A 22,240-nucleotide genomic window follows, 5' to 3' on the forward strand; every position below is an offset into this window, starting at 1 on the left:
GGATTTACGGCACAGTTTTTTGCTTGAAGTAACGGAAGAACTCGGAGTCCGGTTCCACCACCATCACATCGCCCGGTTTGCCGATGGTATTACGGTAAGCGCTCAAGCTGCGGTAGAAGGAATAGAATTCGGCATCTTGCTGGTAGGCATTGGCGTAAATTTCCGCTGCTTTGGCATCGCCTTCACCGCGAATCTTTTCCGCTTCCTTGTACGCTTCTGCCAAAGTAATGGTGGCTTTGCGGTCAGCGGTTGCCTTCAGCTTTTCAGCCTCTTCCTGCCCACGGGAACGGAAGTCTTGCGCGACCCGTTGGCGTTCAGAGCGCATCCGTTCGTATACCGAGTTGCTGACGGTATCGGGGAAGTCAATTTTGCTGACGCGCACGTCGACAATTTCAATACCCAGTTGTTTAGCAACGTCGTTGGACTTGGTTGCCAGCCCTTGCATGATTTTGTCACGTTCGGCAGCCAACGCTTCTTGGATGGTGCGGCGGCTGAACTCGTTACGCAGCCCGTCTTTCATCAATTGTTCCAAGCGGTTTTCGGCATCGGCCATGCGTCCGCCACCCGTGGAACGGTAGAAGTTGGACACGTCTTTGATGCGCCATTTGACGAAGAAATCGACGGTCACGTATTTCTTTTCGCCCGTGAGGAAACGCTCGGACTTGGAAGTCAGGGTCAAGATTTGCGACGGGAACCGGCTGATAGTGTTCATCAGCGGGAGTTTGAAGTGCAGCCCCGGCTGGATGTCCGCTTGCTTGATTTTGCGGAACTCGAACAAAATGGCTTGCTCACGTTGGTCAACCGTATAGGCAGACATGAGCAACAGCAATACGATCAGTCCACCGATGCCGATAACTAGGTTTTTAATGTCCATTAGCGGCCTCCCCGAGTACTGCTTTCGCGGTCTGTTCCACGCACAATTTCACCTTCAGTTTTGTCGGTATCGCTAGGGGTTTTACTTGCCCCGGCAGCAGCGTTGGCGGTTGGCGCGGTTTTGGCTGCGGTCGCGGCGGCTGCATTGTTAACCGCATCGGCAGCAATCGCGGCTGCTGGATCGTTGCTTGAGGTCATCGGCAGGTAAATCATATTGTTGCCTTTCGTGGCATCAACCACCACTTTGCGGCTGCCACCCATGACGGCTTCCATCGTTTCCAGATAGAGACGTTCGCGGGTAATTTCAGGCGCTTTACGGTACGCGGCTACCAATTGGGTGAAGCGAGCTGCATCCCCTTCCGCACGGTCAATGGCCTCTTGGCGTTTGGCGTTGGCTTCTTCCAGTAAACGGGCAGCTTTACCACGCGCTTCCGGTAAGACTTTATTGCTGTAAGTTTCCGCCTCGTTCTTGAACTGGTTGGCGTTTTCGCGTGCCTTATTGGCATCATCGAAAGCTTCTTTAACTTCGGTGGGCGCTTCGGCGTAGGTCAAGTTGACTTTGAGGACTTGCAAGCCGGATTTGTAATCATCCAACACCTTTTGCATCAACGCTTGTGCGTCCCCAGCAATCTGTTCGCGGCCTTCTTTGAGGATGAAATCCATGTCATTGCGCCCGACCACTTCACGGGTTGCGCCGCGCATCACTTGGTACAATGTGCCACTGCTTTGGTCGTTGCTGTCCACGTCTTTGACATTGAAGGCATACTCTTGCGCATTACGGATTTTGTATTGCACGGAAACGCCAATCTCGACGATGTTTTCGTCCTTGGTCAGCATGGTGCTGCGGTCTTGGGCGCTACGGTTTTGTTCCACGTCAATGATTTCGACGGTTTCAACTGGGTAGGGTAGATGCCAATGCAAGCCCGCACCCATGATTTCCTGAAAAGCGCCAAAGCGTAATACCAGTCCTTGCTGACGTGCATCTACAGTATAAATGCCAGATAACAGCCAGCCCGCAACCACTAATGTCAACAGGAGCGCGATGCCCTTAGTGCCATTGTTATTGCCGTCAGAACCGTCGCCGGAGCCAAACAGGCCGCCCAGTTTTTGGGTCAGTTTGCGGATGAATTCTTCGGGGTCGTTGCTCGAACCACGTTTTTTTCCTGTCCACGGGTCTTTTTGATCCCCACCCGGTTCATTCCAGGGCATAGTTTGCTCCTAAATAGACTGTCTTGTCGCTAGATTGAGCGCTATAAAGCGGCGCAACGCGAAGCATAGCAGATTCGGTGGGCCGATCACCAAACTTACCCAGGAAAATAGGCAAATAGGCGTAGCGAGGACGGTTAAGGCGGGATGCAGATGCCAACCAACTACTTGAACAAAAAGATTTTATTTATACATAGAATCTGTATAATAAAGCGCACAAAAAAAAGCGGGCCATAAAGACCCGCCGCTTTGTGAAGGTGACTCAAGAACGCCGGAACGGTATCCCGGTTGGACGCAGGCAAACCCCCTGTTTGCGCCATCGCGCCCGTAGAGCAACATGCTTACTTGATCAACTCCCAGTGTTTATCAAGTCGTTATGCAACGCTCGTTCCCGAAGTCCAGCCCCCTAACCAGCTCCCCAATGAATGGCCGGTTGAAAGGGCTCGATCGAGAATGTAACTTCAGCCTGCCGTCATCCCGAATCTCTTATGCCATTGAGTGTCAGAACGGCGGAACAGCTTATTTTTTGTATTTCAGAAACCTCTGACGACGAAATCGTTACCACAAACCCCAAGTTCACGACTCCTGCTGAAGTGAGACCATAGTAAGGGGGGGGCGCTGAATCGAACCTGAATCGTTAGATTGATTTTTCGCCTATAAAAACAGGGTAGGATCGACCGCTTCGCCGTTGAGATAAACCGACCAATGCAGGTGCGGGCCGGTCGCACGTCCGGTGCTGCCAACCTCGCCGAGAATGTCCCCTTGTTGCACCACATCGCCTACTTTCACCGAGATTTTGCTCAGGTGCGCATACATGCTAATCACGCCTGCGCCATGATCGACGTACACCACATTGCCACTGAAAAAGAAATCGCCGGTATGCAATACCCGCCCGGAAGCGGTTGATTTGACGGGTGTACCAGCAGCGGCGGCAATGTCCATGCCGCTGTGGGGATTGCGTGGTTGCCCGTTGAAAATGCGCCGCATTCCGAAACGCCCGGTGTCTGCGCCGGGGGCAGGGCGTATGAAATTTAAATCGGCTTCCCCAGCGCTGAAGCGGGTTTTAAGCTGTTTCTGGACTGCCAATTCACGCACGATACGGGCGCTGGATTCTTCATCCGGCTCGACCATATTATTGTCGCTGAGGGTAATGCGTTGGGTGCGGTATTGTTTGTCTTGCACGCTGAATTCGATGGGTTTGCCGTTGCGGACTTGCACACTGTACGTGCCTGCCTGTGCATCGAAGGGGATGCCTACCAGTGCTACCCATTGCCCGTTATTGGCAGCGACCGTTACCCGCCGCCCGGCGTACTGTACAATCGGGGCGCTGGCTGATTGGGGAGCAAGTGGGATTTCTGCAATCCCACCCGGTACGGGGTTAGCGCGGGGGAATGCCCCGGCATGGGCGGAATAAAGCGCAAAGCCAAGCAACAGCCATTTTTTCATTTCATTTCCCTGATTGTTTCTATGAGTCCGATTTATGAATGAGTATAGTCGAGCCGCCGCCCGTATGCGGGACATCCAGCCGTTTCATGTCATGGCATTACTGGCGGAAGCGCGTCAACGGGAAGCCGCCGGGCAGGACATCATCCATCTGGAAGTGGGCGAGCCGGACTTTCCAACGCCGCCGCCGATTGTAGAAGCAGGTATCCGCGCTTTGCAAAATGGGCAGACCAAATACACGGCAGCACGTGGTTTGCCTGCCTTGCGGGAGGCGATTGCGGGGTATTACGCCAGCCGTTTCGGGGTAACAGTGTCGTCGGAACGCATTTTGGTCACGCCCGGTGCGTCGGGGGCGCTGCAATTGGTGTTGGGGGCAATGCTGAATCCGGGGGATGAAGTGCTGATGACCGACCCCGGCTATCCGTGCAACCGCCATTTCGTGCGCCTGTTTGAAGGCAAGGCCGTCGGCATTCCGGTGGGTGCGGATACGGCTTACCAGTTGACGGCGGCGCATGTCCGTCAGCATTGGAATGCGGCGACCCGTGCGGTATTGCTGGCAAGCCCCGCCAATCCGACGGGTACGGTGCTGGGTTTGGCAGAACTGGCGGCAATCCACGCGGAAACCCGCCAGCGCGGTGGGGAATTGATCGTTGATGAAATCTATCAGGGCTTGACCTATGGCGTGCCCGATGTCACAGCCTTGTCGGTAGACCCGGATAACCTTTGGGTGATCAATAGCTTTTCCAAATACTTCGGCATGACCGGCTGGCGTTTGGGCTGGGTAGTCGCGCCGGAATACGCAGTGGAAACGCTCGACCGTTTGGCGCAAAACATTTTCCTCGCCGCACCCACACCCGCGCAGTATGCCGCGTTAGCCGCATTTACCCCGGAATCGCTAGCCATCATGGAAGCGCAGCGGCAGGAATTGCAACGGCGGCGCGATTTCCTCTTGCCCGCGTTGACGGAATTGGGGTTCGCGGTGCGTACTGAGCCGCAGGGGGCGTTCTATATCTATGCGGGTTCGGAACGTTTTGGGGATGATGCCCAAGCCCTGTGCCGCGAGATGTTGGATAAAACCGGGGTAACATTTACGCCGGGAATTGATTTCGGTAGCCATCAGGCACAGACGCATGTGAGGTTTGCGTATACGTGTGGGGTAGGGCGGTTGGAAGAGGCGGTGGGGAGGCTGGCGAAATATTTGCACGATTAAAGTTTTTTATGTTATAGGGTGGTATTGGGTGGCAAATTGGTATAAAAATAGCGCAGATTACCCCTCCTTCAATAAGGTTTACTGCCATGCCAGACGATCCCCATCAGCAAAAACTGCATGACTTCACCATTCGCCAAGCATTGCTAGCAGAAAAGCTAGCCCGCTTGCAAAGTCAACTCGACCTCGAAACCCGCGAGGAGGAACGAATGCGGATCGAAAAGCTCATCGCCAAGACACAGGATGCCTTGGATCAAGTCGAAACTGAACTCCTAACGCTGCAACAAAGCAGTCTGATTGCTGAAGCGAGCCAACTCAAACGCAATGGCGCGTATACACAAGCATTGAATTGCTGGTATCAAATCCAGTTCGCTTACCCCGGTAACTCTTTTGCCGCAAAGGAAATTGCTGCACTCGAAACCCTGCACACCAACCAAACCAAAGCCGTGGAAGTGGTCAAGCGTTTGTCGTTTCGCATGAAAGACATCAAACCAATTTTCAAAGAACTGGCCACCACTTTGAACCAGCCAGATAACAGCTCTGAATACAGCGCGATATTGGAGCAAACCGAAGCCTTTTTGAATGGTGAATTGGATGTCAGCGATTTTATAGACTGGTTCGCAGTAATGAAACCCAACGCAGGGGGGCATGGGGTCAACATTGAAGCATTGGCACGGCGCGTGCGGCGAGGAGAAGTGGTGTTGTTCCTTGGTTCAGACGTGGTTTCAGCCTATTGCGATGAGCCACACGAAGAACGCGCCTTGGTTGGGCAGCTTGCCAAGCAAATTGGCTATACACATTTTGACGGTACGCTGTCTTCCATCGCCGAGTATTACCAATTACGCCCTGACTTAGGCGTGGTTTCTTTATTGGATAATTTGCGCAAGTCTCTGCCAGACGCTGCTCGAGTGATTAACTTGTATGAAGCACTTGCCAAGGTCAAAATACCGCTGATTTTGATTTCATCGGGTTATGACAATTTGCTGGAGAGTACATTTAAAGCAGCGGGCAAACAGTTTGTGGAACTCGCCTCAATCATTAATCGTAGCGAAGATTATGACATTGGTCATGTGCTGGTAAGTTATTCTGACCATAGTCAACCAACCTGCGTTTATCCAGAGGAAGAGCTGTCACGCTTTCGTTTGTTGGAGAATGGCTATTCGATCATCTATAAAATTAGGGGGTCATGCGAAACAGGCGAATTTCAAGATACTAATGCAGACCTATTGCGCCGTGATGCTATGACTCTCTCAGAAAGCAATTATTTTAGCTTTGCACGCTACGCTGATCGCATTATCCCTGATTATCTGGCACGGCAATTCCGCAACCGTGGCTTTTTGTTCATTGGCTACCGTCCGAAAGAGTGGGAAGACCGCTTGCTAGTCAGTGCCTTGTTAGAAAAACGTCGCAATGCGCAAGAGCCATGCTACGTGATTGGCAATGCGCCACAGGTGGGCGAACAACCCAAGCTGCTGGAAAGTGCGTTTTGGGAACACCGCAACGTCAAGCAGTATCATTTTGATTTCCGTGAGTTGGATGCTTATTTGGAGGGAGTTGGTGTATGAGTATCAAGAAAGAAATCTCGCCCAGTATTCCCTTGTCAGGGGAGGAATCAAGAGGTGCTCCTTACCCAGGGTTGCGCCCTTATCATGAGGATGAACAGGGGAAGTTTTTTGGACGGGATACTGATGCGGAAGTCCTGATTGATAAGGTGCTGACCAATCGGCTGACGCTGTTGTTTGCGGCGAGTGGGGTGGGTAAAAGTTCGTTGTTGCAGGCGGCGGTGATCCCGCGTTTGAAGTCGCCGACCGGGGAAAATCTGGAAGTGGCTTACCACACTGATTGGGTAAGTGAACCGATCAGTAGTGTAAGAGCGGCGGTGCTACAAGCTTTGCACGCCAGCGGCAAGTTTCCAAACGGTGCAGCGGAGGGAGTGGGGCAAACGTTGGCGGAGTTACTGGAATTCTGCGGGTTGTTTGTGCGCCATCCATTGGTTCTGATCCTTGATCAGTTTGAGGAGTTTTTCCGTTACCAGCGGGCAACCGCCAGTTTCCAGCCATTCATTGAGCAACTGACAGCGGTCATCACCACTCCGCAACTGCCTGTGAGTCTGGTGCTTTCAATGCGGGAAGATTTCGCGCTGGAACTGAATGCGTTCAAGCCGCGTTTGCCGACTATCCTGTTTGAGAATTTCTATCGGCTGGAGAAGCTGGGGCGGGCAGGTGCACGCGAAGCGATTGTCATACCCGTGGAACAAATCGACTTCCACTATGAGCCAGTGCTGCTGGAAATTTTGCTGGATGATTTGCTTAGCCGTGAACTTGACCGCCACCCTCATTCGCCCGTAGTCGAGTTACTAGAAACGGTCGAGCCTCCTTACCTCCAAATCGTTTGTGCGCAACTGTGGGAACTGAATAAGACCGACCCTGACAAGTTGCTGCGTCTGGTGACTTACGAAAAGGCGGGTAAGGCCAAGGGTATCCTAAGTAATTATCTCAGTAGCGTGTTGCAAACTTTCACGTTAGCGGAAAAGCAGCTTGCCTCCAAAGCCTTCGATCATTTGGCGAGCCAGCGCGGGGTGAAGATGGCCTATACAGCCGCAGCCTTGGCGGAAACAGTAAGGGTAAATGAAATCGCATTGGGTAAAATGCTAGAAAAACTGACGGTGGAACGTATTCTGCGTAGCCAACAGCGGGGAAATACGACATGGTATGAACTTTACCACGACATGTTTTCTGGAAGTATTGAAAGCTGGAATAATCTGTGGAAAGACCGGATGAGAAAGCGCAAGATGCTACAAATAAGCGCAACAGGATTTGTCAGTATTGCAGCATTGTTTACAGGATGGGATTACTACGTCAATGCTACAAACTACCAACTACGCCTTAGCTCAAAACAAGGAATTTCTGATCAAGTTGAATTGTGGCAAGGCAAGCCAAGCTTCGACCTATTTCACCAACAGCACTATATTGCCGAAACAGAATTCAAACGTTATCAGCTTGAACCAGATAAACAGTTTAACCAAAAATTAATTGCTGACTATATAGAAGTACAAACGGAGCTGGTTCATAATCAACCAATTGATCAACGGATTACCGCCTATGCTAATAATGGAAGTTACCAAGAATCACTAAAATTGGCAAAAGAATCTATTATTCCAGAAAATATCAACTTGGCAAAGCGAGTATTGCCACATATTGCAGCAATGAAAGTGCCAGCGGCGGCAGACTCTGTTTATCGTATTCTGCAAACAATGCCAAATGATGCAATCAAGACAGAAATTGTTGGAAGTGCAGATGATTCTGGCAATATAAGGCGGGGGGCGGACGCGGCTATTGGAATTCTCTTATTCCAGGACAAACATAATATTAACCAAGTTGTATCCGATACAGATAAGCGATTTTGGCGACAGCAGCTTTCGATGCAAATAGTTACCCAGTCGGCTCGTGATCAGCTTATCACTTTAGGTGGAGATGACAGGGCATCAGTAAGAGCTCTTGCTAACACACCTGATGCTCTGAAGTTAATCATGTATTTGACTGATTTGCTCAGAAATGAGGATTCTGATGTCCGTCGTGAAGCGGCAGAGGCGCTAGGCCACTTACAAGCTAAGGGAGCAATCCCCGCTCTGTTGGGATTGCTCAAAGATGAGAACCCAGATGTCCGTCGCGCAACAGCGGAAGCACTAGGGGAATTGCAGGCTAGGGGAGCAATCCCTACTCTGTTAGATTTGCTTAAAGATGATAACAATAACAAAGAAACTCTACGCTTGGCAGTAGATGCGTTAGGTCGCTTACAGGTCAAGGAAGCACTTCCTACCCTACTGGGGAAACTCAAAGATAAAGATGAAGATGAGAATGTTCGACGTGAGGTGGCAGATGCGCTAGGTAAATTACAAGTAAAAGAGGCAGTCCCTGTATTATTGAGCTTGCTAAGTGATAATTATAGGGCTGTCCGCCTCACAGCGGCAGAAGCACTAGGCAAATTGCAGGCTACAGAAGCCACTCCTGCACTGCTGGGTAGACTCAAGAAGGAGGAGGACAGGAGAGTTCTTTGTGTGGTAGTAGAAACACTAGGCAACTTGCAAGCCAAGAATGCGATTTCCGCTCTATTAGTGTTACTCAACAAGAAGGGGCACAAGGAAATCCGTAGTGCAGCGGTAGCAGCGTTAGGAGAATTGCAGGCTAAGGATTCTATCCCAGTCCTGTTAGACTTGCTTAAGGAGGGGCATAAGGAAATCCGCAGCGCAGCAGCAACAGCACTAGGAGAATTGCAGGCCAAGGATTCTATCCCCGCACTGCTAGAGTTACTTAAGAATAATGAGGATAGAGAAATTCTCTGTTCAGCAGCAATGGCATTAGGTAAATTAAAGTCCAAAGACTCTATCTCCTCATTGTTAGGTTTGCTCAATGATGCAGATGAGGTAGTTCGTGGGACGGCGGTAAAGGCACTAGTCCAATTACAAGCAGAGGAGTCCGTCCCTGCTTTGCTTGAGCTGCTTAAGGATGAGAATGAAGATGTCCGTTACGCAGCCGCAGTGGTACTAGGCGAGTTGCAAGTCAAGGACGCAATCCCTGCTTTGCTAGGATTGCTCAAAGATGAATATGGGAATGTCCGCTACGTAGCGGCAGCGGCATTAGGTAAATTACGAGCCAAAGAGGCTGTACCCACATTGCTGAGTTTGCTACAGGATGGAAATATAGATGTCCGCAAGACAGCAGCAACAGCACTGGCTAACTTACACTTATATGGTATGATGCCACACTTATTTGCTGTCATGGATATTAGCCTCGAAACGTCCAGCCGCGTGGCATCAACCGAGTTACTAGACTTCCTTCTGCGTCGCTTGAAAAATGGGGATCGGGGCATTCGTCAATCTGCTTACATTGCAGCTCTGCGTATGGAACGAGGCAGCAACCTCAGAGAAATCCAAAAACTCCTATTACGCAAGGCATTATCCTTAGTTGATCAACAAACTCGTGATGCAGCCGTCAAACAATTGGCGGATGAAGATAAACTGGGAGCTGAAGAAACAGCACGGCAGCATCCAGTCAATCAACCGATTATGGAAACAAAACCGCTAACACTGGATGAACTAAAAACCAAACTGGGCGAATTCGATCACGCCTATGCTGATTGGCGGGAACGCCGTGATGCTGAGCCTACCGAAAACGTCGCAACTGATAAGCCAGCCACAGACAGCACCACCGACAAACTCGCCGATCCCGCCCCCTTCATCTACGAATACGCCTACGCCATTGCCAACATGGACGAAGCCGAAGGCATCAAACTGCTAGGCCACAACCTTGCTAAAGTCCGCGAAGCCGCCGCCCGTGGCCTCGCCAACAGCGATTTTCTTGGCGTACCTCTGCTGCAAAAGCTCGAACAAGAATGGTTGGCAACCGACAACCCCATCACCCGCCAAGGATTGTTCCACGCCATCGACATCGCCCTGCTGGCAATGGAAGGCACCGGCGCAGACAAAGAACTTGAAGCCCTGAAAACCTACGAACCCACCCTGACCAACGAGCGTTCCGCCGCCTCCATCAAACCGCGTGTCGAATGGACGCGCATCCAACTCCAATGGCGTGTGGATGCCCTCAAAGAACTCAAGGAACTGGCAGACCGTCAACTACCGGGCTTGCTGAAAGAATACTGCATCAACCCCGACGGCACGGATATGAAACCCGAAGAATGCACGATTGAAAGGTGATTAATGCCTGACCTCTTCCTCAGCTACGCCCACGTCGACAAACACTGGGTAGACACCTTCGCTGCCCTGCTCGAACAGCGCGTCAACCAATACGTCGGGCGTGCCAAACCCGACCGCCTCTGGAAAGACAACCGTTTCAGCGGCAACGCCGCGATTTCCCCCGAAATTGATGCGCAACTGGCGCAAGCCCGCTGCCTTGTCAGCATCCTTTCCCCCGGTTATCTCGCTTCCGAATGGTGCATGTACGAACTTGCCACCTTCAGCGCCCGCGTTGGTGCAAATTCCGGGCGCATTTTCTGCATCGAACTCGACCACATCCCGCTGGAAAACAAGCCCGCCGCGTTTACCCCCACGCTTGGCTACCGCTACTGGTGGCAAGATGCCCAAAGCAAACGTACCTACCCACTGGCGGCGAATCACCCTGATTACGAAATCCGCTTGATTGATTTGGCGAAAGACATCGCAGCCACGTTGCAACGGGAAAACTCTCCTCAATCCCCCTTTTGCAAAGGGGGAGGCGAAGAGCCAGTTGTAAATGCTGTGCCTCCTTCCTCCGCTTCCTTTGGCAAAAGAGGGGTAGGGGGGGATTTCTCCGCACAAAAACTCGCCGCACTCGAATCGCGCCGCGCCCTTTTGCACGAACTCCTGACCCGCCAGCGCGAAGAGCTTGACCTCACCGATGACCCCAAACGCCAGATGCGCCTCGAACGCGACATCAAAGCCGCCCAAGCCAGCGCTGATCAGGTTGAAGCCGAAATCACCGCGATACTTGCCACGACCTGACCCCACCCGGAAGCCACCACCATGATGCACAAATTCCTCTCCACATTCCTCGGCCTGCTGCTATTCGCCGCCCACGCTGCTCACGCCTTTGAACCGACCACGAAACAGGTGACAGATAATGTCTACGCCATCGTCGGCGAAATCGACCAGCGCAACCCAGAAAACCAAGGGTTGAACAATACCACTGGCTTCATCATCACCGCTGATGGCGTGGTATTGGTCGGCGCTGGCGCAACCGCAGACAGCGCGAAAATGCTGGAAGCAGCGGTTAAGAAAGTGACCGACAAACCCATCAAGCAAGTGATCAACATCGGTGTGCAAGACCACCATTGGATGGGCAATAGCTATTTCCTTGCGCAAAAAATCCCAGTTGTGGCACTTGCCCGCACTGTAGAAAGCCAAAAGCAGCAGGAAATGGGCAACCGGATGCGCTTATCCGCAGGCATCGGCGGCAAACCGGAAGATTTGAAGGTGGAATATGCCAGCGAAACCTTTCCCGGTGACGAAAAGACCCTGACCATTGGCGGCGTGGAAATGGTGTTGCGTTATTTGGGTGATGGGCATTTTCCCGGCGATGCGGTGCTGTGGTTGCCCAAGGAAAAGCTGGTGTTCACGGGTGACATCGTGTTCAACGACCGCATGTTAGGCGTGCTGCCGGACATTTCCAAGGTCAAGGCTTGGCAAGCGACCTTCAAGAAAATGGCGGAACTCAAGCCTGAACACCTGATTCCGGGGCATGGCAATCCCAGTGATTTGGCAACTGCGCAGAAAAATACGGGCGATTACCTCGATTGGCTGGTGACAGAAGTCGGCAAGTCGCTGGAGGAAATGGAAGATTTGGGCGATGCGGTCAAACGCCTTTCCGCCGACAAGCGCTTCGATTTCCTGCAACTGTCCAAAGACTTGCACGGGCGCAATATCCATCAGACTTATTTGCAGCTTGAGGCGGAGTAGCTTTAAAGGGTAGGTATCCCGCCTTAGCGCAAAGGATACCTACCTTGATCATTTACCGCGAATTAGGCAATCACACCCTTCTCCCGCAGCAATTCCTCAATCTCCGGCATAATCGTCACGTCATCAATGGTGGATGGCACTACATACGGTTGCCCATTCACCATCTGGCGCAAACTCTTACGCAAGGTTTTGCCCGAACGGGTTTTCGGCAGGCGCTTGACGATGTAGGTTTCCTTGTAGCAGGCAATCGCACCGATGGTGTTGCGGATCATCTGTACCAGTTCTTTCGCCAGCGTTTCTTCGCTGATGTCCACGCCAGTTTTCAGCACTACCAGACCCAATGGGATTTGGCCTTTGAGGTCGTCGTCACGCGCAATGACCGCGCATTCGGCAACCGCTGGATGCCCACCGACCACTTCTTCCATTTCGCCAGTTGAGAGGCGGTGGCCTGCGACGTTCATTACGTCGTCGACGCGCCCCATGACGAATACATAGCCATCTTCGTCGATGTAGCCGCCGTCACCGCTGGCATAATAGCCATCGAAGGTGCTGAGGTAGCCTTGCTTGAACTTATCGACATCGCCCCAGATGGTTGCCAAGCAGCTTGGTGGCAGTGGCAGTTTGATGGCGATGTAGCCTTGCTCGTTGGCTTCCAGACGCAGGCCGTTTTCATCCAGAATTTGGACGTTGAAACCCGGTGTTGGCATGGTGGAAGAACCCAGTTTGACTGGCATTGGTTCCACGCCTTGCAGGTTGGCAGTAATGCCCCAGCCCGTTTCAGTCTGCCACCAGTGGTCAATCACGGGCTTGCCGGTTTTTTCCATCATCCATTCTTGGGTTGGCGGATCGAGGCGCTCACCGGCAGAGAAAATGGTGGTCAGGCTGCTGATGTCGTAGTTTTTGATCAGATCAGCATTCGGGTCGTCTTTCTTAATCGCACGGAATGCGGTCGGGGCAGAGAACAGACCTTTCACACAGTATTCTTCGGTAATGCGCCAGAATGCACCCGCATCCGGTGTCATAACCGGCTTACCTTCGTACACAATCGTGGTGCAACCGCGCAGCAATGGCGCGTACACGATGTAGGAGTGACCCACGACCCAGCCCACGTCAGACGCAGCCCAGAACACATCGCCGGGGTTCATGTTGTAAATGGCTTGCATACTGTAATTCAGCGCCACCGCATGACCGCCATTCTCACGCACCACGCCTTTCGGCTTGCCGGTCGTGCCGGAAGTGTAGAGGATGTACAGTGGGTCAGTGCCTTTCACAGGTGTGCAACCAACAGGTTCAGCAGTTGCTATCAGCGTGTTCCAATCGTGGTCACGGCCTTCGGTCAGCGGGGAAGTCACTTGCGGGCGTTGGAAAATGATGCAGCTTTGCGGCTTGTGCGCAGAGAGGCTGATCGCTTTGTCGAGCAGCGGTTTGTATTCGATCACGCGCTTGACTTCAATACCGCAGGAAGCCGAAATCATCACTTTCGGTTGCGCATCTTCAATCCGTTGTGCCAGTTCCGGCGCGGCGAAACCACCAAATACCACGGAATGGATCGCGCCCAGACGTGCCGTTGCCAACATGCTGATCACCGCTTCGGGGATCATCGGCATGTAAATGATTACGCGGTCGCCTTTTTCGACGCCCAAACCCGCCAGCATCCCGGCAGTTTTTGCGACTTCATCGCGCAGTTCGGCGTAAGTGTAAGTTTTCTTGATGTCAGTAACAGGCGAATCGTAAATGACCGCCACTTGATCGCCACGCCCGTTTTCAACGTGGTAATCCAGCGCCATGTACGCAGTATTCATTTCGCCATCGGCGAACCAGTGGTAAATGCCGTGTTCGTCTTGCGACAGGATTTTCTCAGGGGCTTTGAACCATTTGAGGGCTTCGGATTTTTCTTTCCAGAAACCTTCTGGGTCATTCATCGAACGGTCGTATTCTGCTTGGTAACTCATTTTGTCTCTCCTCCTCTCTAGCTTAAAAACTGTCGCCCGGAATGCGTACCCAGCCTTCCATCAACACCCGCGCACTGCGGCTCATCACGACTTTTTCCACTTTCCAGTCGCCGTTAGTCTCGCTGGCAGCAGCGCCCACTTTCAACGTACCGGAAGGGTGTCCGAAGGTCACAACACTGCGATCACCACCGCCAGCGGCGAGGTTCACCAATGTACCGGGAATCGCAGCGGCAGTACCGATAGCAACAGCAGCCGTGCCCATCATCGCATGGTGCAACTTACCCATCGACAAGGCGCGTACATTCAGGTCAATGTCGGTGGCATTGATCTGTTTGCCGCTGGATGACACGTAGGCTTCTGGCTTGCCAACAAACGCGACTTTAGGCGTGTGCTGACGACCTGCGGCTTCGGCAACATCCGCAATCAAGCCCATTTTTACCGCACCGTAAGCGCGGATGGTTTCAAACATTGCCAGTGCTTTGGCATCGCCGTTGATGGCTTCCTGCAATTCGCAGCCGGTGTAACCAAGGTCTGCCGCGTTCAAAAACACGGTGGGGATACCCGCATTAATCATGGTGGCTTGGAACGTGCCCACATCCGGCACGTCCAGCTCGTCCACCAGATTGCCAGTGGGGAACATTGCGTCAGTGGCATCCACCGGGCTGATGAATTCCACCTGTACTTCGGCTGCTGGGAAGGTCACGCCATCCAGCTCGAAATCGCCGGTTTCCTGCACTTCGCCATTGGTCATCGGCACGTTAGCGATAATGGTTTTCTGGATGTTTTTCTGCCAGATGCGTACCACGGCAATGCCGTTTTGCGGTAAGCGCTCGGCATCGACCAAGCCATTATTGATGGCGAAAGAGCCAACCGCTGCGGTCAAATTGCCACAGTTACCGCTCCAGTCCACGAACGCCTTGTCGATGGCAACCTGCCCAAACAGGTAATCCACGTCATGGTCGGGCTGCTCGCTTTTCGCCAGAATCACAGTCTTGCTGGTGCTGGAAGTCGCGCCACCCATGCCGTCGGTTTGCTTGCCATACGGGTCGGGGCTGCCGATAACGCGCAACAAGATTGCATCCCGTGCAGCACCGGGGACTTGCGCGGCTTCGGGCAAGTCGGTCAGGTTGAAGAATACACCCTTGGATGTGCCGCCACGCATATACGTAGCGGGGATTTTGATTTGAGGAACGTGGGACATTACGCTGCTCCTTCGAGGAAGTCCTGCGCAAAGCGTTGCAGTACGCCGCCCGCATTATAGACGCGCACTTCCGCAGCAGTATCCAGACGGCAAGTCACAGGAATACGCACGGTTTCGCCGTTTCTGCGATGCATTACCACGGTTAGCGTTGCACGCGGGGAAATCTCACCTTCCACGTCATAGCTTTCGGTGCCGTCGATGGCGTAAGTCTTGCGCGTTTCGCCAGCCTTAAACTCCAGCGGCAGCACGCCCATACCGACCAGATTGGTACGGTGGATGCGCTCGAAACCTTCCGCAACGATGGCTTCAACACCTGCCAGACGCACGCCTTTGGCAGCCCAGTCACGGCTGGAACCTTGACCGTAGTCAGCGCCCGCGACGATGATCAGCGGTTGCTTGCGTTCCATGTAGGTTTCGATGGCTTCCCACATGCGCATGACCTGGCCTTCTGGCTCTACGCGAGCGAGAGAACCTTGCTTGACTTGACCATCCACCACTGCCATTTCATTGATCAGCTTGGGGTTGGCGAAAGTAGCGCGTTGCGCCGTCAAATGGTCGCCACGGTGGGTGGCGTAAGAGTTGAAGTCTTCTTCCGGCAAGCCCATTTTGTGCAGGTATTCGCCCGCCGCACTGTTCAGCATGATCGCGTTGGAAGGCGACAGGTGGTCAGTGGTGATGTTGTCGGGCAACACCGCTAACGGCAGCATCCCTTTCAAGGTGCGCTCACCTGCCAATGCACCTTCCCAGTAAGGCGGGCGGCGGATGTAGGTGGACATAGGTCGCCAGTCGTACAATGGGCTTTTCGCCTGTTCAATCACACCCAAATCAAACATCGGGATGTAAATTTGTTTGAACTGTTCAGGCTTAACTGAGGCGGCAACAATGGCGTCGATTTCTTCGTCAGCAGGCCAGATGTCTTTCAGCGTAATGGGGTTGCCATCTTTGTCCGTACCCAATGCATCTTTTTCGATGTCGAAACGGATTGTTCCGGCAATCGCGTAAGCTACGACCAATGGTGGGGACGCGAGGAACGCTTGCTTGGCATACGGGTGGATACGCCCGTCGAAGTTACGGTTGCCAGACAATACAGCGGTTGCGTACAGGTCGCGGTCGATGATTTCTTGCTGGATAACCGGGTCGAGTGCGCCCGACATGCCGTTACAAGTGGTGCAAGCGAATGCGACGATCCCGAAGCCCAGTTGTTCCAGTTCCGTCAGCAAACCCGCTTCTTTCAGGTACAGCTCGGCTACTTTAGAACCCGGTGCGAACGAGGATTTGACCCACGGTTTACGTACCAGACCCAGCTTGTTGGCGTTGCGTGCCAGCAAGGCAGCCGCCACCACGTTGCGTGGGTTGGAGGTGTTGGTGCAAGACGTGATTGCGGCAATGATCACCGCGCCATCCGGCATTTTGCCTTCAGCTTCTTCGGCTTGCGCCGCTGCCAGATTCACCGCAATGCCACGTTCTGCCAGGTCAGATGTTGGTAAACGACGGTGTGGGTTGGAAGGGCCAGCCATGTTACGCACGACGGTAGACAGGTCGAATTCCAGTACACGCGGGTATTTTGCGTTAACCAGTGCATCTGCCCACAAACCAGTGGTTTTGGCGTAGTTTTCAACCAGAGCAACTTGTTCAGGCTCACGACCTGTCAGTTTCAGGTAGTCGATGGTTTGTTCGTCGATATAGAACATGCCAGCAGACGCGCCGAATTCCGGGGTCATATTGGAAATGGTGGCACGGTCGCCGATGGTCAGGTTTTTCGCACCTTCGCCGAAGAACTCCAGCCAAGCAGAAACCACACGTTCTTTACGCAAGAATTCGGTGATGGCCAGCACGATGTCGGTGGCGGTGATGCCCGGTTGACGTTTGCCGGTCAGTTTCACGCCGATAATGTCGGGCAGGCGCATCATGGATGGCAGACCCAGCATGACGGTTTCGGCTTCCAGACCACCGACGCCGATGGCGATAACGCCCAAAGCATCAACGTGTGGGGTGTGCGAGTCAGTACCGACGCAGGTATCAGGGAATGCCACGCCTTCACGCGCCTGAATCACCGGAGACATTTTCTCCAGATTGATTTGGTGCATGATGCCGTTGCCCGCCGGAATTACGTCGACGTTTTTGAAGGCGGTTTTGGTCCACTCGATGAAGTGGAAACGGTCTTCGTTGCGGCGGTCTTCGATGGCGCGGTTTTTGGCGAAGGCATCGGGGTCAAAGCCGCCGCATTCGACTGCCAACGAGTGGTCAACAATCAACTGGGTTGGAACGACAGGGTTCACTTTCGCAGGGTCGCCGCCTTGGTCAGCAATCGCGTCACGCAGGCCAGCCAAGTCAACCAGTGCGGTTTGACCGAGGATGTCGTGGCAGACAACGCGGGCTGGATACCACGGGAAATCAAGGTCTTGCTTGCCTTCGATGAGCTGCTTTAGGGAATCGGTCAGCATTTCCGGTTCGCAACGGCGTACCAGTTGTTCTGCCAGTACACGTGAGGTGTAGGGTAGGATGTCGTAGCTGCCCGGTTGGATGGCTTCGATCGCTGTGCGGGTATCGAAGTAGTCCAGATTCGTGCCGGGGAGCGGTTTACGGTATTCGGTGTTCATCATTTAGTTAATCCTTGTTTTGTCCCTACGGGATACCCCTCACCCCAACCCCTCTCCCTCAAGGGGAGAGGGGCTAAGAGTGGCTTTTTTCTTGTTCCCCCTCGCCCCTTGAGGGAGAGGGGGCTAGGGGGTGAGGGGTTCTTCAGCCACGTTCTGCCAACGGCGCAAACACCAGATTTTCTGGCCCCACGTAGTTCGCACTCGGGCGAATAATCTTGCCGTCTTCACGCTGCTCGATCACATGCGCACCCCAGCCAGTCACGCGGGAGATGACGAAAATCGGCGTAAACATATCGGTTGGCACGCCCATTTGCCCGTAGGACACGGCAGAGAACCAGTCGAGGTTCGGGAACATTTTCTTCAGTTCCCACATGGTGCTTTCCAGACGGTCGGCGATGTCGTACATCTTCATGTCGCCGTTTTCTTCAGCAAGCTGTTTGGCAACGCGCTTGATGACTACGTTACGTGGGTCAGCGATGGTGTAAACCGGATGCCCGAAACCAATGACGATTTCCTTCTTGGCGACGCGCTCGCGGATGTCGGCTTCGGCTTCATCGGCACTGTTGTAGCGGGTTTGGATGCGTTGCGCTTCTTCGTTCGCGCCGCCGTGTTTAGGGCCGCGCAGTGCGCCGATAGCACCTGTAATGCAGGAATACATATCGGAATTCGTGCCTGCAATGACGCGAGCAGCGAAGGTAGAGGCGTTGAATTCGTGCTCCGCGTACAGGATTAGCGAGGTGTGCATGGCACGTACCCACGATTCGCTAGGCTTTTCGCCGTGCAGCAGGTGCAGGAAATGTCCGCCGACGGTTTCGTCGTCAGTTTCCACTTCAATCATGTTGCCGTTGATGGCGTAGTGATACCAGTACAGCAGCATGGAACCGAAGCTGGCAATCATGCGGTCGATGATGTTACGGGCATCAGCAGCAGGGTGATGCTCTTTTTCAGGCATACACGCGCCAAGCACGGAACAGCCGGTGCGCATCACATCCATCGGGTGGGTGGAAGGTGGCAGGGCTTCGAGTGCTTGCTTGACGGGCATCGGCAGGCCGCGCAGCGATTTCAGCTTGCGTTTGTACGCTTTGAGTTCAGACGCATTCGGCAGTTTGCCGTGGACGATCAGGTGGGCGATTTCTTCAAATTCGGCCTGTTCGGCGAAGTCGAGGATGTCATAGCCGCGATAGTGCAGGTCATTGCCAGTGCGACCTACGGTACAAATGGCGGTATTACCGGCAGCCGTGCCGGACAGGGCGACGGATTTTTTCGCCTTAGGTAAAATCTGTTCTGACATGGAGCCTCCTGATTATTCTGCGCCTTTTTCGGCAAACAACTGGTCGAGTTTCTGTTCAAAGGCGTGGTAGCCGATGGTGTCGTACAGTTCCATACGGGTTTGCATGGTGTCGATCACGTTCTTTTGCGTACCATCATTCAACAGGTGGGTGTAAACATTTTCAGCCGCTTTACACATCGCACGGAAGGCACTCAGCGGGTACAGCACCAGTTGCACGCCGACAGCAGCGAGTTCGGTGGTGGTGTACAGCGGGGTTGCACCGAATTCGGTGATGTTTGCCAGTACCGGAACCTTAATCACGTTAGTGAACTCTGCGTACTGTTCCAGTTTGTTCATGGCTTCAGGGAAGATCATGTCTGCACCGGCTTCGACGCAGGCCATGGCGCGGTCGATAGCGGATTGCATCCCTTCCACCGCCAGTGCGTCAGTACGTGCCATGATCACGAAGCTGTCGTCAGTACGTGCATCCACAGCGGATTTCACCCGGTCAACCATTTCGGAAAGGCTAACGATGGCTTTGTTAGGGCGATGACCGCAACGCTTTTGCATTACTTGGTCTTCGATGTGGAAACCGGCAACGCCAGCTTGGATCATTTCGCGGGTAGCGCGGGCAATGTTGAATGTGCCGCCCCAGCCTGTATCAACGTCAACCAGCAGCGGTAAAGAGGTGACGGCAGTAATGCGTTTGGCATCTTCCAGCACGTCGTGCAGGGTAGTAATGCCAAGGTCAGGGATACCCAATGAGGATGCGGCAACGCCACCGCCTGACAGGTACAGGGCTTTGTGCCCAACTTTTTCCGCGAGGATGCCGCAATTGGCAGTGACAGCGCCTACTACTTGTAAAGGATGATTATCCAGCACAGCCTGACGCAGTTTTTGGCCTGGTGTTTGTTTTCCCATAATCGTTTGCTTCCTCCTCCATTTCCATCATGTTACTGATTGATAACCATGCCCCACTGATATGGCGGCGCATTAAAATTTCCGCTAATTCACCGTCGCGGGCTGCAATTGCCTCGACAATGTGGCGGTGCTGTTGCAGTGCCGGGCGGGTACGTTTCGCCAAACGGCTCGTGCGGTAACGGCACATGCGTAATAATTGGTACAACTCATCTGCCAACAAGTCGATCAGCATCTGGTTGCGGCTGCCCAAGGCGATTTGGTAGTGGAAATCGAAATCCCCTTCGCTCTGGACATATTCTTTGCCATCGCTGGCTTCCACTTGTTCGGCATGTTTGTCGAGCAGGTTTTGCAGCGTGGCAACTTCTTCATCGGTCATGCGCATGGCGGCAGTGCGGCAAGCCATGCCTTCCAGTGCTTCGCGCACCGCATACAAGTCCGCCATCGTTTCCCGGTTAAGGGTGACGACGCGCACACCTGCATGGGGGATGCGCCTGACCAAACGCATTCCTTCGAGTTGGCGTAAGGCTTCGCGCAAAGGGCCGCGCCCGATGCCGTAGCGTTCCGCCAAGTCTGTTTCATTCAGTTTTTGGCCTTGGATCAGTTCACCTGTGATAATGGCTTGTGTCAGTCGCGACGATGCCATATCTGCTAATGTACCTTCCGCTGTGTATGGTGCTAACATGGTACTTATCTCTTGGATTGTTGACAATCTCTGGTTCGATGGTATCACTTTTGGCGAAAAAGTGAAGTATTTCTGGAATTTTGTTAACAACAATAAAAATAGGTTATTGTGTTCGCCCCTACGTTACAGGGTTTTTGGTGCATTTTGTTGGGTTTTTATGGATGCTGCGGTGCACATCCTGACAAATCCTTACATAGACACTCTGTCGGGCAGCGAGTAAAATGCGCTTCTACTGATTTTCGACGGGATGAGCCATTGCCTCATCCCGTTTTGTATGTAGATTTCGGAGGTTCTTTTGAACAAGCAAGCACTGCTGGTGCTGGAAGACGGGAGTGTTTTCCACGGGCGTTCTATCGGCTGTGATGGCCAAACCACTGGCGAAGTGGTCTTTAATACCGCGCTGACAGGCTATCAGGAAATCCTGACTGACCCGTCGTATTCACGTCAGATTGTCACCCTGACTTACCCCCACATCGGCAACGTCGGTGTTAATCAGGAAGATTGCGAATCCACGCAAGTCCATGCCGCTGGTTTAATCGTGCGTGATGTACCCACGGTTTACAGTAGCTGGCGGGCGGAAGAATCGCTACCTGATTACCTTGCCCGTCATAAGGTTGTTGCCATTGCGGACATCGACACACGCCGCCTAACACGTATCCTGCGTGAAAAAGGTGCGCAGCGTGGTTGCATCATGGCAGGTGAAAACCTTTCCGTGGATACCGCGCTCGATGCAGCACGTTCATTCCCTGGCCTGAAGGGCATGGATTTGGCGAAAGAAGTCACTGTCGGCGCAAGCTATGTGTGGACAGAAGGCAGTTGGCAGTTGAACCCAGCAACCCCGCGCCCTTCCACCGCCGATACGGCTGAATTCAACGTGGTGGCTTACGATTACGGCGTGAAAACCAATATCCTACGGATGCTGGTTGACCGTGGTTGCCGTGTGACTGTGGTTCCGGCGCAAACTCCTGCGGCAGAAGTCTTGGCAATGCAACCGGACGGTGTGTTCCTTTCCAATGGCCCCGGCGATCCAGAGCCGTGTGATTATGCCATCACCGCGATCCGTGAAGTGCTGGAACAGAAAGTGCCAACCTTTGGCATTTGCTTAGGCCACCAATTACTCGGCCTTGCTAGCGGTGCGAAAACCGTCAAGATGAAGTTCGGGCATCACGGAGCCAACCATCCGGTGCAGGATTTGGACAGCAAGCGCGTCATGATCAGCAGCCAAAACCACGGTTTTGCGGTGGATGAAACCACCTTGCCTGCGAACGTGCGTGCCACTCACCGCTCCCTGTTTGATGGAACCTTACAAGGCATTGAACGTACTGATTGCCCCGCACTGAGCTTCCAAGGACACCCCGAAGCCAGCCCCGGCCCGCACGACGTTGCGCCTGTTTTCGACCGCTTCATTGACTTGATGCGTGCCGCAAAAAACTGA

At 53.3% G+C, this 22,240-nt stretch carries 15 protein-coding genes; 6 read left to right on the forward strand and 9 right to left on the reverse strand.

The features are described 5' to 3' along the window. Positions 1 to 4: 4 nt before the first annotated feature. From hflC to PHE17_RS11920, 3 genes are all read right to left on the reverse strand, one after another. Entirely contained in the window at positions 5 to 874 is an 870-nt protein-coding gene (gene hflC, locus PHE17_RS11910; RefSeq protein WP_301016081.1) for a protease modulator HflC, read from the reverse strand. Next, complete coding sequence (hflK, locus tag PHE17_RS11915; RefSeq protein ID WP_301016082.1) at positions 874 to 2,082, reverse strand: FtsH protease activity modulator HflK; 1,209 nt, start codon at positions 2,080 to 2,082, stop codon at positions 874 to 876. Before hflK ends, hflC begins: the two co-directional genes overlap by 1 nt. Positions 2,083 to 2,733: 651 nt before the next feature. Further along, entirely contained in the window at positions 2,734 to 3,525 is a 792-nt protein-coding gene (locus PHE17_RS11920; RefSeq protein WP_301016083.1) for a peptidoglycan DD-metalloendopeptidase family protein, read from the reverse strand. Positions 3,526 to 3,559: 34 nt separating this feature from the next. Here PHE17_RS11920 and PHE17_RS11925 point away from each other — a divergent pair, with 34 nt between their 5' ends. The 5 genes from PHE17_RS11925 (at position 3,560) to PHE17_RS11945 (ending at position 12,179) form a co-directional block, all read left to right on the forward strand. Beyond that, positions 3,560 to 4,732, forward strand: coding sequence for a pyridoxal phosphate-dependent aminotransferase (locus PHE17_RS11925; protein WP_301016084.1), 1,173 nt, complete (start codon positions 3,560 to 3,562; stop codon positions 4,730 to 4,732). Between the two features lie 86 nt (positions 4,733 to 4,818). After that, positions 4,819 to 6,294, forward strand: coding sequence for an SIR2 family protein (locus PHE17_RS11930; RefSeq protein ID WP_301016085.1), 1,476 nt, complete (start codon positions 4,819 to 4,821; stop codon positions 6,292 to 6,294). Further along, on the forward strand, positions 6,291 to 10,442 hold the full coding sequence (locus tag PHE17_RS11935; protein WP_301016086.1) for a HEAT repeat domain-containing protein: 4,152 nt from the start codon (positions 6,291 to 6,293) through the stop codon (positions 10,440 to 10,442). Before PHE17_RS11930 ends, PHE17_RS11935 begins: the two co-directional genes overlap by 4 nt. A 3-nt stretch (positions 10,443 to 10,445) precedes the next feature. Then, complete coding sequence (locus tag PHE17_RS11940; protein ID WP_301016087.1) at positions 10,446 to 11,225, forward strand: toll/interleukin-1 receptor domain-containing protein; 780 nt, start codon at positions 10,446 to 10,448, stop codon at positions 11,223 to 11,225. 21 nt (positions 11,226 to 11,246) lie between these two features. Then, positions 11,247 to 12,179 carry an MBL fold metallo-hydrolase gene (locus PHE17_RS11945; protein WP_301016088.1) on the forward strand — a complete coding sequence of 311 codons (933 nt, stop codon included), beginning with the start codon at positions 11,247 to 11,249 and terminating at the stop codon, positions 12,177 to 12,179. A 62-nt stretch (positions 12,180 to 12,241) separates the two neighbouring features. Here the strand turns inward: PHE17_RS11945 and PHE17_RS11950 are convergent, their stop codons facing one another. From PHE17_RS11950 to PHE17_RS11975, 6 genes are all read right to left on the reverse strand, one after another. Beyond that, entirely contained in the window at positions 12,242 to 14,131 is a 1,890-nt protein-coding gene (locus PHE17_RS11950) for a propionyl-CoA synthetase (protein ID WP_301016089.1), read from the reverse strand. 22 nt (positions 14,132 to 14,153) lie between these two features. Further along, entirely contained in the window at positions 14,154 to 15,332 is a 1,179-nt protein-coding gene (gene prpF / locus PHE17_RS11955) for a 2-methylaconitate cis-trans isomerase PrpF (RefSeq protein ID WP_301016090.1), read from the reverse strand. Next, complete coding sequence (gene acnD / locus PHE17_RS11960; RefSeq protein ID WP_301016091.1) at positions 15,332 to 17,935, reverse strand: Fe/S-dependent 2-methylisocitrate dehydratase AcnD; 2,604 nt, start codon at positions 17,933 to 17,935, stop codon at positions 15,332 to 15,334. The genes prpF and acnD overlap by 1 nt, the downstream gene beginning before the upstream one ends. 139 nt (positions 17,936 to 18,074) lie before the next feature. Beyond that, positions 18,075 to 19,223 carry a 2-methylcitrate synthase gene (prpC, locus tag PHE17_RS11965; RefSeq protein ID WP_301016092.1) on the reverse strand — a complete coding sequence of 383 codons (1,149 nt, stop codon included), beginning with the start codon at positions 19,221 to 19,223 and terminating at the stop codon, positions 18,075 to 18,077. Between the two features lie 12 nt (positions 19,224 to 19,235). Then, positions 19,236 to 20,123, reverse strand: a complete 888-nt coding sequence (gene prpB / locus PHE17_RS11970; protein ID WP_301016093.1) for a methylisocitrate lyase — start codon at positions 20,121 to 20,123, stop codon at positions 19,236 to 19,238. Beyond that, positions 20,074 to 20,805: a GntR family transcriptional regulator gene (locus PHE17_RS11975; protein ID WP_301016094.1), complete on the reverse strand. Its 732-nt coding sequence runs from the start codon at positions 20,803 to 20,805 to the stop codon at positions 20,074 to 20,076. Before PHE17_RS11975 ends, prpB begins: the two co-directional genes overlap by 50 nt. Positions 20,806 to 21,100: 295 nt before the next feature. Between PHE17_RS11975 and carA the strand changes: the two genes are divergently transcribed. Then, positions 21,101 to 22,240 (forward strand): glutamine-hydrolyzing carbamoyl-phosphate synthase small subunit, encoded by a 1,140-nt coding sequence (gene carA / locus PHE17_RS11980; RefSeq protein WP_301016095.1) that lies wholly within the window; start codon positions 21,101 to 21,103, stop codon positions 22,238 to 22,240.

It is taken from the genome of Thiothrix sp. (assembly GCF_028714775.1).
Classification (GTDB): domain Bacteria; phylum Pseudomonadota; class Gammaproteobacteria; order Thiotrichales; family Thiotrichaceae; genus Thiothrix.